Origin of the sequence: Rhodoferax sp., assembly GCF_039922535.1 — a bacterium.
In the GTDB taxonomy this organism is placed as follows: domain Bacteria; phylum Pseudomonadota; class Gammaproteobacteria; order Burkholderiales; family Burkholderiaceae_C; genus Rhodoferax_B.
Map to the genome: position 1 here is coordinate 1 of NZ_JBDTEM010000085.1, position 14,879 is coordinate 14,879.

Annotated in this window: 11 protein-coding genes and 1 pseudogene; 5 read left to right on the forward strand and 7 right to left on the reverse strand. The window is 63.5% G+C overall.

The genetic code is table 11. The features are described from left to right. Together ABI213_RS03715 and glmS are read right to left on the reverse strand one after the other, a co-directional pair. Window positions 1–2,154 (reverse strand): DEAD/DEAH box helicase family protein (locus ABI213_RS03715; protein ID WP_348026141.1); only part of this gene is annotated, 2,154 nt, incomplete at its 3' end. A 291-nt stretch (window positions 2,155–2,445) separates the two neighbouring features. Beyond that, on the reverse strand, window positions 2,446–4,326 hold the full coding sequence (gene glmS, locus ABI213_RS03720; protein WP_348026143.1) for a glutamine--fructose-6-phosphate transaminase (isomerizing): 1,881 nt from the start codon (window positions 4,324–4,326) through the stop codon (window positions 2,446–2,448). 134 nt (window positions 4,327–4,460) lie between these two features. Here glmS and ABI213_RS03725 point away from each other — a divergent pair, with 134 nt between their 5' ends. Together ABI213_RS03725 and ABI213_RS03730 are read left to right on the forward strand one after the other, a co-directional pair. Continuing rightward, complete coding sequence (locus ABI213_RS03725) at window positions 4,461–4,949, forward strand: Lrp/AsnC family transcriptional regulator (RefSeq protein ID WP_348005087.1); 489 nt, start codon at window positions 4,461–4,463, stop codon at window positions 4,947–4,949. A gap of 61 nt (window positions 4,950–5,010) precedes the next feature. Further along, the gene (locus ABI213_RS03730; protein ID WP_348005086.1) at window positions 5,011–5,238 is read left to right on the forward strand and encodes a hypothetical protein; all 228 of its coding nucleotides are present in this window, start codon (window positions 5,011–5,013) and stop codon (window positions 5,236–5,238) included. Window positions 5,239–5,362: 124 nt separating this feature from the next. Here ABI213_RS03730 and ABI213_RS03735 read toward each other — a convergent pair. Further along, window positions 5,363–6,377 (reverse strand): annotated as a pseudogene (locus tag ABI213_RS03735) (solute carrier family 23 protein); the annotation flags it as partial. 149 nt (window positions 6,378–6,526) lie between these two features. On the opposite strand from ABI213_RS03735, the gene ABI213_RS03740 reads away from it, so the two are divergent. From ABI213_RS03740 to glcF, 3 genes are read left to right on the forward strand one after another with little or no spacing between them, the layout of a single operon-like run. Further along, on the forward strand, window positions 6,527–8,020 hold the full coding sequence (locus ABI213_RS03740; protein WP_348005085.1) for an FAD-linked oxidase C-terminal domain-containing protein: 1,494 nt from the start codon (window positions 6,527–6,529) through the stop codon (window positions 8,018–8,020). Further along, the gene (gene glcE / locus ABI213_RS03745; protein WP_348005084.1) at window positions 8,020–9,105 is read left to right on the forward strand and encodes a glycolate oxidase subunit GlcE; all 1,086 of its coding nucleotides are present in this window, start codon (window positions 8,020–8,022) and stop codon (window positions 9,103–9,105) included. Before ABI213_RS03740 ends, glcE begins: the two co-directional genes overlap by 1 nt. A 3-nt stretch (window positions 9,106–9,108) precedes the next feature. Then, the gene (glcF, locus tag ABI213_RS03750) at window positions 9,109–10,350 is read left to right on the forward strand and encodes a glycolate oxidase subunit GlcF (protein WP_348005083.1); all 1,242 of its coding nucleotides are present in this window, start codon (window positions 9,109–9,111) and stop codon (window positions 10,348–10,350) included. Window positions 10,351–10,390: 40 nt separating this feature from the next. Here the strand turns inward: glcF and ABI213_RS03755 are convergent, their stop codons facing one another. The 4 genes from ABI213_RS03755 to ABI213_RS03770 all read right to left on the reverse strand — a co-directional run. After that, window positions 10,391–10,627: a formate dehydrogenase subunit delta gene (locus ABI213_RS03755; RefSeq protein WP_348005082.1), complete on the reverse strand. Its 237-nt coding sequence runs from the start codon at window positions 10,625–10,627 to the stop codon at window positions 10,391–10,393. Continuing rightward, window positions 10,624–11,460, reverse strand: coding sequence for a formate dehydrogenase accessory sulfurtransferase FdhD (gene fdhD, locus ABI213_RS03760; RefSeq protein ID WP_348005081.1), 837 nt, complete (start codon window positions 11,458–11,460; stop codon window positions 10,624–10,626). Before fdhD ends, ABI213_RS03755 begins: the two co-directional genes overlap by 4 nt. A 2-nt stretch (window positions 11,461–11,462) precedes the next feature. Further along, on the reverse strand, window positions 11,463–14,333 hold the full coding sequence (gene fdhF, locus ABI213_RS03765; RefSeq protein WP_348026145.1) for a formate dehydrogenase subunit alpha: 2,871 nt from the start codon (window positions 14,331–14,333) through the stop codon (window positions 11,463–11,465). A 10-nt stretch (window positions 14,334–14,343) separates the two neighbouring features. Next, on the reverse strand, window positions 14,344–14,879 hold a 536-nt coding region (locus ABI213_RS03770), incomplete at its 5' end, for an NADH-ubiquinone oxidoreductase-F iron-sulfur binding region domain-containing protein (RefSeq protein ID WP_348026147.1).

Here is a 14,879-nt window from a genome sequence, read left to right on the forward strand (position 1 = left end):
CTTTTGCTTCATTTTTAAAAGCTGCTCGCGCAAGGGTGGCGAGGCGAAGGGCTTGGTTGCGTCTCTAAGCCTTGCGTCTGCCTCGGCGGGCGACATGTCTTGGGTGGCGTCAATATTGAGCGCCGCCACAATGCCGCGCGCCAGGTCGCGCAGGGTTTTGCCGCCGCTCAGCTCTTGCACCTTGGCTTGGTCGGCGTCTGACGCATCCCGGTCCAGCCGTGCCAGGCGGGCGGCGATGCTGCTCAGCACTTCATCTTCCACATTGCCCAGGCTCACGGCTTGGAGCAGTTTGTCCAGCCCCACGCTCTTTTTCTGGTCCATGGGGCGGCTGTCGGTTTTGTCGCGCTCGCACACGCCCACGGCGTCGACGATGACGAAGTGGTCTTTTTTGACGCCCTCCCCGGGGTTGACGGCAGCCAGGTCGGTGGGGTTGCAGATGCGCACGCCCCGGCCTTTCATCTGCTCAAAAAAGCTGCGGCTTTTGACGCTGCGCATGAAGACGACGATTTCCACCGGCTTTATGTCGGTGCCGGTGGCGATCATGTCCACGGTGACGGCCACGCGCGGGTAGTAGGCGGTGCGGAAGTCTTTGATGAGTTGCTCTGGCGATGTGCCCGTAGTGCGGTAGGTGATCTTTTGTGCGAACTCGTTGCCCCTGCCAAATTCTTCGCGCAAGATTTCCACAATCTTTTCAGCGTGGTTGTCGTCTTTGGCAAAGACCAATGTCTTGGGCAGCTCTTGGCGCTGGGGGAAGAGGTCTGCCTTCCAGTTGTCACGCAGGGTGCGCACCACGGTGCGGATTTGGTCGGGCGTTTGCACGGCACGGTCCAGCTCGGCGGGGTCGTATTCAAAGTCTTCGTCCAGCTGCCAGGCGGTTTTGCGGCGGGTGGCTTTGTCTTGCGTTTCCAGCCAGTAGCCTTTGTCGACCTTGGCGCCGACCTCGGTGACCTCGGTTTTGATGCGGTACACGTCGTAGTTGACGTTGACGCCATCGGCCACGGCCTGGGCGTGGCCATATTCCATCACCAAATTCTGGTTGAAGAAGCCAAAGGTCTGCTTGTTGGGCGTGGCGGTCAGGCCGATGAGGTACGCGTCAAAGTACTCCAGCACCTGGCGCCACAGGTTGTAGATGCTGCGGTGGGCCTCGTCGGTGACCACAATGTCAAAGCTCTCGATGGGGATGGCGGGGTTGTAGCCAATGGGCTCGGGGTCTTTGAAGAGGCCTTCTACGCGCTCGGTGCTTTCTTCATCCGCCTCATCCGGTAGCTCGCGCCCCTTGAGCATGCTGAACATGCGCTGGATGGTGCAGATGACCACGCGGGCGGATGTGTCGAGCTGGTTGTTCTGCAGGTGCTGGACGATGTATTCCTCGCCAAACTTGTAGGCGTTGTAGGGCGAGGAGTAGGCGTCAAACTCTTTTTTGGTCTGGCGCGCCAGGTTGCCACGGTCTACGAGGAACAGCACACGCCGCACACCGCCGAATTTGATGAGGCGGTAGATGAAGCCAATGCTTGTAAAGGTCTTGCCACTGCCGGTGGCCATCTGGATGAGGGCTTTGGGCTTGTTGGCGGCCAGGCTTTTCTCCAGGTTGGAAATGGCGCTGATTTGCGCAGGCCACAGCTGGTAGTGTGCGCCGCCGCTACCCCATTCGGTGACGAGCTGGGGCATGTGCTGCATGCGGGCGAGGAAAGTGCCCGGTGTTTCCTGCGCCGTGTTGGAACCTGCCGGGGCCTGCAAATAGGCCAGCGACTGCACCAGCATCTCAGGGCGGAAGAAGGCGAACACACTGCGGGCACGCGGCTCGGGGTCCAGGCAGTTGGTGAAGTGGGTTTCTACACCAGTGGACTCCCACAAGAAGGGTAGCGGCCTGCGCCACGCGGGCAGGCTGGTGGGTAGGCCCTGGGCGTAGCGGCCAGATTGCACTTCTACGCCGGTGAGGGTTGCGCCCTCTTTCTTGGCCTCGATCACGCCGCAGGCTTTGCCATTCACGTACAGCAGATAGTCGGCAAAGCCAAAGCCGCTGTTGAGAGGGAATTCGCGGATGGCCACGCCCATGGCCGCATGGATGTTGGCATCTGCCACGTTGCAAACGTGCCAACCCGCTGAAACCAACAGCTTGTCGATGGTCAACCTGGCCTTGGCCTCTGGCGTCATGCTCTATCTCCCTGCGGGCCATTCTAGGGGGCGGCCAGTAACAAGTTGCCCAATACGATAGAAAACCTAAAAGTCGAGCGCCCTGCGACGCCTGACCAACTTTATTCAGATCTGACTGACTTTATTTTCCCTAGTCCCTGGACGGCACGGCCGAGAGCAGCCGAAGGCCTATGCCAACGCATTTTTTTGCACGAGCAAAGGTTGTCTCAGACATTAATGCGGTGTCTCAGACTTTAATGCGCTGTCTCAGACATTAATGGCAAAGAACACCAGTCAACGCCACCCTAAATGTCACTCCACCGTGACACTCTTGGCTAGGTTTCTGGGCTTGTCTACATCCGTCCCTCGCGCGCACGCCGTGTGGTACGCCAGCAATTGCAGGGGCACCACGTGCAACAGGGGCGACAGCGCGCCGTAGTGTTCGGGCATACGGATCACGTGCAGGCCTTCGCCGCTGGCGATGTGGGAGTCGGCATCGGCCAGCACGTAGAGCACGCCGCCCCGGGCGCGGACTTCTTGCAGGTTGCTCTTTAATTTCTCGATCAGCGTGTCGTTGGGGGCCACGGCCACCACCGGCATTTCGCTGGTCACCAGCGCCAGCGGGCCGTGTTTCAGCTCGCCTGCGGCGTAGGCTTCGGCGTGGATGTAGGTGATCTCTTTGAGCTTGAGCGCGCCTTCCAGGGCGATGGGGTAATGCAGGCCACGGCCCAGGAACAAGGCGTTTTCTTTGGGTGCGAAATCTTCGGCCCAGGCGATAAGCTGGGGTTCCAGCGCCAGCACGGCTTGCAGGGCGGCGGGCAGGTGGCGCATGGCTTTGAGATGGCCCGCCTCTTCTTCAGCGCTCAGGCGGCCCTTGGTTTTGGCCAGGGCCAATGTCAGCAGGAACAGGCCCGCCAACTGGGTGGTAAAGGCCTTGGTGGAGGCCACGCCGATCTCGACCCCGGCGCGGGTGATGTAGGCCAGCTCGCATTCGCGCACCATGGCCGAGGTGGACACGTTGCACACCGTCAGCGTGTGCTGCATGCCCAGGCCTTGGGCGTGGCGTAAGGCGGCCAGGGTGTCGGCGGTTTCGCCAGACTGGGTGATGGTGACCACCAAGGTCTTGGGATTGGGCACCGAATCGCGGTAACGGTATTCGCTGGCAATCTCTACCTGGGTCGGGACTTTCGCGATGGATTCCAGCCAGTATTTGGCGGTGCAGCCGCTGTAGTAGCTGGTGCCACAGGCCAGGATGAGGACCGAGTCGATACCAGCAAACACCTTGGCGGCATCCCCACCGTTGGGGCCGTCGAACAGGCCGGGCACGATACCGGTCACGCCTTCCAGCGTGTCGCCGATGGCGCGGGGCTGTTCGAAGATTTCTTTTTGCATGTAGTGGCGGTACGGGCCCAGCTCGGCCGCGCCGCTGTGGGCGTGCACGGTTTTGACGCTGCGGATGACCGGCTTGTGGGCCTTGTCCACGATCCAGTACTTGCCCAATTGCACGTCCACCACGTCGCCCTCTTCCAGGTAGACGATCTGGTCAGTCACGCCCGCCAGCGCCATCGCGTCGCTGGCCAAGAAAATTTCGCCCTGGCCCACGCCCAGGATCAACGGCGAACCGGCGCGTGCGCCGATGATGCGGTGCGGCTCGTCTTTGCTGAACACGGCAATCGCGTAGCCGCCACGCAGTTGTAGCACGGTGGCCTTCACCGCTTCAAACAGGTCGCCGTTGTACAGGCTATCGACCAGGTGGGCGATGACTTCGGTGTCGGTCTGGCTGGTGAACACGTAGCCCTTGGCTTGCAGGGCGGCGCGGAGTTCGTCGTGGTTTTCGATGATGCCGTTGTGCACCAGGGCGATGCGGCCAGGGCGGTCGGCGGAATCTTTGCCAGGGCCGTGGCTGAAATGGGGGTGGGCGTTGTGTACGGCGGGCGCGCCGTGGGTGGCCCAGCGGGTGTGGGCGATGCCGGTGCCGCCCTCGATATGGTCATCCGCTACCTGGGCCATCAGCTCGGCTACGCGAGAGGTGCTGCGGGCACGGCGCAGGGCACCGGTGTTCTGGGTGGTCTGGCCGTTGTCCTGGATGGCCACACCGCAGGAGTCATAACCCCGGTACTCCAGGCGTTGCAGGCCCTGGACAAGGATAGGGACGATATTGCGGGTAGAGACTGCGCCAACGATGCCACACATAGAGAACTCCGGTTTGTTGAGTGTGCGGATCTTAAGCTGCACCTTCAACACAAAGGTTTCAATATTTCACATTTTTTGCAGTTTAATTTCTTAAACATTTATACAAGAAATTAAATTCCATTTATATTTAATTTATGGAACAAATAGACCTAGATAGTACCGACCTGCGCCTGCTGCACCAGTTGCAAGTGGATGCGTCGCTGAGCAACCTGGCCCTGGCCGAGCTGGTGCATGTGTCGGCCCCCACCTGCCTGCGGCGGGTCAAGCGGCTGGTGGAGGCGGGGCTGATTGAGCGACAAGTGGCGATTTTGAGCGCCGACAAGCTGGCGGTGCAGCAAGGCCATGGTCTCACGGCCATCGTCGAGATCACGCTGGATCGGCAGGATGAGGAGCGCCTGGCCGCGTTCGAGCTGCGGGTGGCTGCCGATGCAGCCGTGCAGCAGTGTTACCGCGTGTCGCCGGGGCCTGATTTCTGCCTGGTGGTGTTTGCGCAAGACATGCCGGGCTACTTGGCACTGGCGCAGCGGCTGTTCACCAGCGATGCCAATGTGCGCAATGTGAAGGCGTTTTTCAGCCTGAAGCGCAGCAAATTTGCGCCGTTTGTGCCGGTACTCCCTGCGTGACCTCGGGTTTTGAAACCCCAAAAATCGAAGTCAGCTTGTATGCATTTACATTATCCGCACCATGACGCATTACAAAACGATTTACAAATGCAGCCAATGCGGTGCCACCAGCTACCAACCCGTGATTGGCCGCGATGCCAGCGGCGCACTCATGCCGACCGGCGTGTACCGCTGCACCGGCTGCCGGGTCACCTTCACCGACGCGAAAGACTGGTGGGGCCACCCCGGTGCCACCCGCGCGACCCCGGTACACGCCAACCCGCATGCAGGCACCTCACCCGGTAGCTGATTGCTACACTTTTAACCCAAAAACTTAGGCATAAAAATAGCTGCCAGCGCAATTAAAACCTGCGCTGGCAGCTATTTTTTTAGGAGTAAAACTCAATAAATAATTAATGGGCATCGGCCATTTTGGTGGCGGCCACCATGCCAAACATCACCAGCCCGGCACCGCCCAGCACCACGGTGGGCAAGGACTCGGCCAGCGCCGCCATCTTGGGCAGCAGGCCCAGCACGATCAACACCAAACCGCCCGCCACACAGACAAAGCGGCTCTTCACCCCGATCACCGCCACCAGGCCCACATTCTGCGAAAAACTGGTGTAAGGGAAGGTGTTGAAGATGCCGCCGATCAGCGTGCCCAGGCCGTCGGTGCGCAGGCCACGGGTCAGCGCCGCCTGGTCGACCTTGCGCCCGGTCATCTCGCCCAGCGCCAAAAACATGCCGGTGGACTCGATCATCACCACCACCATCACCAGCGACATGGTCAAGATCAGCATGGGGTCAAAGATCGGCAGCGCAATCTCGAACGGCAGCACCAGGTCGAACCACGCGGCCTTGCCCACTTTGTCAAAGCTCATTAGCCCCAGCGCGGTAGACACCACACCGCCCACCACAATGCCCAGCAGCACCGAGATGTTGGCGATAAAGCCCTTGGCGTGTTTGGCGATCAGCAAAATCGTCACCAGCACCAGGGCGGCAATGCCCACACCGGTCAGTTCGGCGTACTTTGTGTTGAGTACGCTTGGCGTGATGGGGCCAAACCAGCGGCGCTATCACCATCGACACCACGCCCGCCCCGATGATGGAGCCAAACACCAGGCCCGCGCCCTCGGCACCGGGGTGGCTGCTGACCATGGCCACCATCGGTGCCACCGATGCAAAAGTCACGCCCATCATCACCGGCAGCTTGATGCCAAACCACTGCGTGGCCCCCAGCGCCTGGATCAGCGTGACCAGGCCGCAGCAAAACAAGTCGGCCGAAATCAGCATGCCCACCTGCTCCGGGCTGAGCTTGAGCGAGCGGCCCACAATCAGCGGCACGGCCACGGCACCGGCGTACATCACCAGCACATGCTGTAGCCCCAAGGCGGTGAGCTGCGTGGCGGGCAGGCGTTCTTCGATGGGGTCTGGCAGTGCGGAAGACATAGGCGGGCTCTCGGTGAATGGCTTCAATGAAAGGGACGCCACAACGTAGCATGAAACAGGCCATGCACGCACACAGATCTCTGCAACAGCGGCCACCAGAAATTTCAGTCCCACCGACGGCTCTGGCTGCTTATAGTCTCCCACCCACCATGCATACCATTTCCACCGAAGACCGCACCCAGTTACTGGCCCGCCGTGCCGAAGTCGCCAGCGCCCTGGCCGCCGCCCTGCCCCGCCACGCCATCCTGTCGCGCCCCGAAGACACCACGCCCTACGAGTGCGATGGCCTGACCGCCTACCGCGCCCAGCCGCTGGTGGTGGTGCTGCCCGAAACGCAAGGCCAGGTGGCGGCGGTGCTGCAGATTTGCCACCGGCTCGGCGTGCCCGTCGTGGCCCGAGGCGCGGGCACCGGTCTGTCCGGCGGGGCCATGCCGCACACCCTGGGTGTCACGCTGTCGCTGGCCAAGTTCAACCGCATCCTGAACATAGACCCGCTGGCCTGCACCGCCACCGTGCAGTGTGGCGTGCGCAACCTGGCCATCAGCGAAGCCGCCGCGCCCCACGGCCTGTACTACGCCCCCGACCCCAGCAGCCAAATTGCCTGCACCATCGGCGGCAATGTGGCCGAAAACTCCGGCGGCGTGCACTGCCTGAAGTACGGCCTGACCCTGCACAACGTGCTGCGGGTGCGCGGCTTCACCGTAGAAGGCGAAGCGGTGGAATTTGGCTCGGAGGCCTTGGACTGCCCCGGCCTGGACTTGCTGCCGCTGATCATTGGCAGCGAGGGCATGCTGGCCATCACCCTGGAGGTTACCGTCAAGCTCATCCCCAAGCCGCAGATCGCCCGCTGCATCATGGCCAGCTTCAACGATGTAGAGGCCGCGGGCGATGCCGTGGCCAGCGTCATCGCCGCAGGCATCATCCCCGCCGGGTTGGAGCTGATGGACAAGCGCATGACCGCCGCCGTAGAAGACTTTGTGCACGCCGGTTACGACCTGGGCGCCGCCGCCATCCTGCTGTGCGAAAGCGATGGCACCGCCGAAGAGGTGGAAGAGGAAATTGCCCACATGCGCAGCGTGCTGAAGGCCAACGGCGCGGCGCACATCGCCATTAGCCATGACGAGGTACAGCGCCTGAAGTTCTGGAGTGGCCGCAAAAACGCCTTTCCGGCATCCGGCCGCATCAGCCCCGACTACATGTGCATGGACTCCACCATTCCACGCAAAAAGTTGGCCGAAATTTTGCGCGCCATTGAAGCCATGGAAGCCCAGTACGGCCTGGCCTGCGCCAACGTGTTCCACGCGGGCGACGGCAACCTGCACCCGCTGATCCTGTTCGACGCCAACGACCCCGACCAGATGCACCGCTGCGAGCTGTTTGGCGCGGACATTCTGGAAACCAGCGTGCGCCTGGGCGGCACCGTCACCGGCGAGCACGGCGTGGGCGTGGAAAAGCTCAACTCCATGTGCGTGCAATTCAGCGCCGCCGAGCGTGCGCAGATGTTTGCCGTCAAGCGCGCCTTCGATCCCGTCGAGCTGCTGAACCCCGGCAAGGTCATCCCCAGCCTGCAGCGCTGCGCCGAATACGGCAAGCTCACCGTGCTGCGCGGCATGCTGCCCTTCCCCCACTTGCCCCGATTCTGATGAACACCCAAGATCCCGAATTAAAGCGCCTGATCGACCAGGTCCGCAGCACCCACAAAGCGCTCAACATCCAGGGCGGCAACACCAAGCATTTTTACGGCGAGATGTCCCATGGCGAGGTGCTGGACATGCGCCCTCTGAGCGGCATCAGCAGCTACGAGCCCAGTGAGTTGGTGGTGACCGTGCGGGCGGGCACCAGCCTGTTCGAACTGGAAGCCCGGCTGGCCGAACAAGGCCAGTGCCTGCCCTTCGAGCCACCGCGTTTTGCCGAAGGTGGCACGGTCGGCGGCATGGTCGCCGCAGGCCTGTCCGGCCCGTCGCGCGCCAGCGTGGGCTGCGTGCGCGACTATGTGCTGGGCACCACCGTACTGAACGCACAGGGCGAGGTACTGACCTTTGGCGGACAGGTGATCAAGAACGTAGCCGGGTACGACGTGTCGCGGGTGATGGCCGGGTCACTGGGCGTGCTGGGCGTGATTTGCGAGGTATCCCTCAAGGTGCTGCCCATCGCCACAGCCACCGCCACGCGGATGTTCACCATGGACGAGGCCAGCGCGCTCGCACAGCTCAACACCTGGGCCGGCCAGCCGCTGCCCATCCGCGCCAGCGCCTGGCACCACGGCCAGTTGCACCTGCGTTTGGCGGGTGCGCAAGCGGCCGTCAAAGCGGCCTGTGCCCAATTGGGCGGCACGGCCATTGACCCCGAAATCGCCGCCAGTTGGTGGGACAACGTGCGAGACCACCAGCATAAGTTTTTCCACCTAGACAACAACCACCTGGCCAAAGGCGAACACCTGTGGCGCATCTCGGTGCCCGCCACCACCCCCGCACTGGGCCTACAAGGCACGCAGTTCATCGAATGGGGTGGGGCCCAGCGCTGGCTGCGCGGCCAGGCCACCGTAAAACAGGTCCGCGCGGCCGCGGTCCAGGCCGGTGGCCATGCCACCTTGTTCCGTGGCGCTGCACCACGCACAGAGGTTTTCACACCGCTGTCGGCCCCGCTGCTGCGCATCCACAAAGGCCTGAAAGCCGCCTTCGACCCCCGGGGGATTTTTAACCCGGGTCGCCTGTACCCTGGGCTTTGAACCATGCAAACCAATCTGGCCCCTGAATTCAAAAACACCGCCGACGGCCAAGCCGCCGAGGCGATTCTGCGCAAATGCGTGCACTGCGGCTTCTGCACCGCCACCTGCCCCACCTACCAGTTGCTGGGCGATGAGCTGGACGGCCCGCGCGGCCGCATCTACCTGATGAAGCAGGTGCTGGAGGGCGCAGAAGTCACCCGCAGCACCCAGCAACATCTGGACCGCTGCCTCACCTGCCGCAACTGCGAATCCACCTGCCCCAGCGGCGTGGAATACGGCCAGCTGGTGGACATCGGGCGGCGCATCGTCGATGCCCGGGTCGAACGCCCCACGGTGGAAAAGGCCACCCGCTGGCTGCTCAAGGAGGGCCTGACCTCACCACTGTTTGCCCCGGCCATCAAGGCGGGCCAGGCTCTGCGCCCGCTGCTGCCCAAGGTCTTGAAGAGCAAAGTACCGGCAGCCACCCCCGCCAAACCCTGGCCCAGCCGCACGCATGCACGCAAGATGCTGCTGCTGACCGGCTGCGTGCAGCCGGCCATGATGCCCAACATCAACAGCGCCACCGCCCGCGTGCTGGACGCGGCAGGCATCCAGACCCTGGTGGCCGAGAAGGCCGGTTGCTGCGGCGCACTGCGCAGCCATTTGGGCGACCACGCGGGCGGCCTAGACGACATGCGCCGCAACATCGACGCGTGGTGGCCGCTGGTCGAATCGCATGCGGTAGAGGCGATTGTGATGAACGCCTCGGGCTGCGGCGTGATGGTGAAAGACTACGGCCATGCCCTGGCCGCCGACCCGGCCTATGCCGACAAGGCCGCCGCCATCAGCAAGCTGACCCGCGACCTGAGCGAGCTGCTGCCCGATTTGGTGGTGGCCCTGCGGGAACGGGTTCAACCCAGTGCCACGGGCGCAGTGACCCGGTTGGCTTTTCACCCGCCCTGCACGCTACAACACGGCCAAAAGCTGCGCGGCGGGGTAGAGACGCATTTGAACGCCCTGGGTTTCAAGGTACAGGTAGCAGAATCAGAGAGCCATTTGTGCTGCGGCTCGGCGGGCACCTACTCGGTGTTGCAGCCCACGCTGGCGTACCAGTTGCGCGACCGCAAACTGCAAAACCTGGAGCCGCTGGGCGCGCAGGTGATCGTCTCGGCCAACATCGGTTGCATCCAGCACCTGCAAAGCGGCACGCTCCTACCCGTGAAACATTGGGTGGAAGTCTTGGACGAGGCGATTATTGTGTTCTAAATAAGCCTCCAGCGCAGGTGGCACCTGCGCAGGCAGCTATTTATTGCGTAGCAGGCTGCAAATCTGCCCGGTGCTTGCGCAGCGCGGCCCGCACGATGTCGCGCATGCCTTGGGCTTCGTCGGTGTCCAGCGCGGCCAGCAGGGTGCGGCGCATGCGGGGTTCCCAGAACTTGCGGATGTGGGTGGCGATGTCGTCCAGCGCTTCTTCGCGCTCGGGCATGCTCTCGAAGAACTCGCCAATCTGGTTGGCCATGTGGATGAGGTTGTCGGCGTTCATGGGGTGCAGTCCAATGCAATGTGTTCGGGATGGCTGTAGACGCTGGCGTTGTCGCCGCGCGCAAAGCCCAGCAAGCTGATGCCTGCGCCCTGGGCCACGTCGATGGCCAGGGCCGTCACGCCGGAGATGGCGGCCAGCAGGGCCACACCGGCGCAGGCGGCTTTTTGCACCATCTCGAAGCTGGCGCGGCTGGTGACGACGATGAAACCGCTAGCGGCAGCCACGTCGGCCACGTGCAAGGCGCCTACCAGCTTGTCCAGCGCGTTGTGGCGGCCCACGTCTTCGCGCACCAGAGCGATAGCTCCGTCGGCATGGCACCAGGCGGCGGCGTGGGTGGCACCGGTGGCATCCAGCAGGTGCTGCTGGCTGCGCAGGGCGGCCAGGGCGCGGGCGACTGCCGCGATATCAAAGGGTGCGGCTGGCGCGGCGACGGGCGCGGGGCGGCGCACGGCGTGGGCCAGGCTGTCGGTGCCGCACAGGCCGCAGCCGGTACGGCCGGTGAGGTTGCGGCGGCGGTCTTTCAGGCGGGCGAAGCAGCCGGCGGCAATCTGGATCTGCAGGGTGTGGCCTTGCTCAGACACCACCAGCTCGATGTCGCGTATCTGGCCAACGGTGTCCACGATGCCTTCGGTGAGCGAAAAGCCTCGGGCAAAGTCTTCCAGGTCGGCCGGCGAGGCCATCATCACCGCATGGGAAATGCCGTTGTATTCCAGCGCCACAGGCACTTCGTCGGCCACCCAGTCGGTGGCGGCAAACACCTTGCCCGCGCGCACGCCCACCACGGCTGCGGGTGTGCAGCCGGGAATGGGGTGGATGGGCTCGGTGCGCTGCATGGCTACTTGATGGCGTCCGCCAACACGGGTGCCGTGGTGGCGGCCTGCAGCAGGTCTAGCTGGTTCTGGTTGAACTGCGCATAGGACTTTTGCCACTCGGACGGCTGCACCACCGGCATCACCTGCACGGCGGTCACCTTGTACTCGGGGCAGTTGGTGGCCCAGTCGGAGTTGTCGGTGGTGATGACGTTGGCGCCCGACTCCGGGAAGTGGAAGGTGGTGTAGACCACGCCGGGCTGCATGCGTTCGGTGACTAGCGCGCGCAAGACGGTATGGCCCGCGCGGCTTTCGATGCCCACCCAGTCGTCGGCTTTGATACCGCGCTCTTCGGCGTCGTGCGGGTGGATTTCCAGCCGGTCTTCACTGTGCCACTGGCTGTTTTCGGTGCGGCGGGTCTGCGCGCCCACGTTGTACTGCGACAGGATGCGCCCGGTGGTCAGCAGCAGCGGGAACTTGCGGGTGACCTTTTCTTCGGTGGGCACAAACTGGGTGATGATGAACTTGCCCTTGCCGCGCACAAATTTATCGCGGTGCATGGTCTCGGTGCCCAGCTCGGCCGTGTTCTCGTTGCAAGGCCACTGCACGCTGCCGTGCTGGTCGATCTTCTCGTAACTCACGCCGTGGAAGGTGGGCGTCAACGAGGCGATCTCGGCCATGATCTCGCGCGGGTGGCTATACGCCATGGGGTAGCCCAGGGCATTGGCCAGCTTGACGGTGACTTCCCAGTCGGCCAGCCCGGCCTTGGGCGGCATGACCTTGCGCACGCGGGAGATGCGGCGCTCGGCATTGGTGAAGGTGCCGTCTTTTTCCAGGAAGGACGCACCGGGCAAGAACACGTGGGCGTACTTGGCGGTTTCGTTCAAGAAGATGTCTTGCACCACGATGCATTCCATGGCCGCCAGGGCTGCCGTCACGTGCTGGGTGTTGGGGTCGGACTGCACGATGTCCTCGCCTTCGCAGTACAGGCCCATGAAGCTGCCTGCCAGCGCGGCCTCGAACATGTTGGGGATGCGCAAGCCGGGTTCGGCCTGCAGCGACACGCCCCAGGCGGCTTCGAATTCGCCGCGCACGGTGCTGTCAGAAATATGCCGGTAGCCCGGCAGCTCGTGCGGGAACGAGCCCATGTCGCACGCGCCCTGCACGTTGTTCTGGCCGCGCAGCGGGTTCACGCCCACGCCTTCGCGGCCCACGTTGCCGGTGGCCATGGCCAGGTTGGCAATGCCCATCACCATGGTGGAGCCCTGGGAATGCTCAGTGACGCCCAGGCCGTAGTAGATGGCGGCATTGCCACCGGTGGCGTACAGGCGGGCGGCGGCGCGCATGTCAGCCGCGGGCACGCCAGTGACTTGCTCCAGCGCTTCGGGCGAGTTCTCGGGTTTGGCAACAAAGTCGCGCCACTGCTGGAAGGACTTGTCATCGCAACGCTCGGCGATGTAGGCGCTGGCCAGCAGGCCCTCGGTCACCACCACGTGGGCCAGGGCGGAAATGACCGCTACGTTGGTGCCGGGTTTGAGCTTCAGGTGATAGTCGGCCTGCACGTGGGGCGAACGCACCATGTCGATGGTGCGTGGGTCCACGATGATCAACTTGGCGCCTTCACGCAGGCGTTTTTTCATGCGCGAGGCAAACACCGGGTGGCCGTCGGTGGGGTTGGCACCGATGACCATGATCACGTCGGCCTGCTCCACCGACTTGAAGGTCTGGGTACCCGCCGAAGTGCCAAAGGTCTGGCCCAGGCCGTAGCCGGTGGGCGAATGGCAGACGCGGGCGCAGGTGTCCACGTTGTTGTTGCCAAAGGCGGCGCGCACCAGCTTTTGCACCAGGTAGGTTTCTTCGTTGGTGCAACGCGACGAGGTGATGCCGCCGATGGAGTCACGCCCGTGCTTGGCCTGGATGCGGCGGAACTCGCTGGCGGCGTAGCCGATGGCTTCGTCCCAGCCCACCACCTGCCAGGGGTCGGTGATGCTCTTGCGGATCATCGGGGTGGTGATGCGGTCCTTGTGGGTGGCGTAGCCCCAGGCGAAACGGCCTTTGACGCAGGAGTGGCCGTCGTTGGCCTTGCCGTCTTTCCACGGCACCATGCGCACCACTTCGTTGCCCTTCATCTCGGCCTTGAAGGCGCAGCCCACACCGCAGTAGGCGCAAGTGGTGATCTTGCTGTGCTCGGGCTGGCCCATCATGATGACGGTCTTTTCCTGCAGGGTGGCGGTGGGGCAGGCCGAGACGCAGGCACCGCAGCTCACGCAGTCGGACTCCATGAACGGCTGGTCCTGGCCCGCCGACACGCGGGACTCAAAGCCCCGGCCCGAGATGGTCAGCGCAAACGTGCCTTGCGTCTCCTCGCAGGCGCGCACGCAACGGTTGCAGACGATGCATTTGGACGGATCGTAGGTAAAGTACGGGTTGGATTCGTCCTTTTTGGCGTGCAAATGGTTGGCGCCATCCATGCCGTAGCGCACTTCGCGCAGGCCGGTCACGCCGGCCATGTCTTGCAGCTCGCAGTCGCCGTTGGCGGCGCAGGTCAGGCAGTCCAGCGGGTGGTCGGAGATGTACAGCTCCATCACGCCCTTGCGCAGCTCTTGCAGCTTGGGGCTTTGGGTGCGCACCTGCATGCCGGGCTCGACCAGCGTGGTGCAGGACGCGGGGTAGCCCTTGCGGCCCTCCACTTCCACCAGGCACAGGCGGCAGGAGCCAAACGGCTCCAGGCTGTCGGTGGCGCAGAGCTTGGGCACGTTGATGCCCGCGTCCACCGCCGCCCGCATCACCGAGGTGCCCGCAGGCACGGTGACGGACTCGCCGTCGATCTGCAGCGTGACCTCTTGGGCGGAGGTGCGCAGGGGGGTGCCGAAATCAATTTCTGTGGGGTGTTGCATGCTCTTCTCCTTAAGCCGCCAACTGCGTAGGCGCAGCCAGGCCGAAATCTTCGGGGTAGTGGTTCAGTGCCGACAGCACCGGGAACGGGGTCATGCCACCCATGGCGCACAGCGAGCCGTGGACCATGGTGTCGCACAGGTCACGCAACAGCTTGACCTGCTGGGGCCGGTTTTCGCCGTTGCTGATGCGGTCGATCACCTCGACCCCGCGGGTGGAACCAATGCGGCAGGGCGTGCACTTGCCGCAGGACTCAATCGCACAGAATTCCATGGCGTAGCGGGCCAGCCGCGCCATGTCGGCCGTATCGTCATGCACCACGATGCCACCGTGGCCCACCACGGCGCCCACGGCTGCATAGGCTTCGTAGTCCAGCGGAATGTCCCACTGCGATTCGGGCACGTACGCGCCCAGCGGCCCGCCGACCTGCACTGCCTTGATCGGGCGGCCACTGGCCGAACCACCGCCAAAGTCGAACATCAGCTCGCGCAGAGTGATGCCAAAGGCTTTCTCTATCAATCCACCATGTTTGATATTGCCCGCCAGCT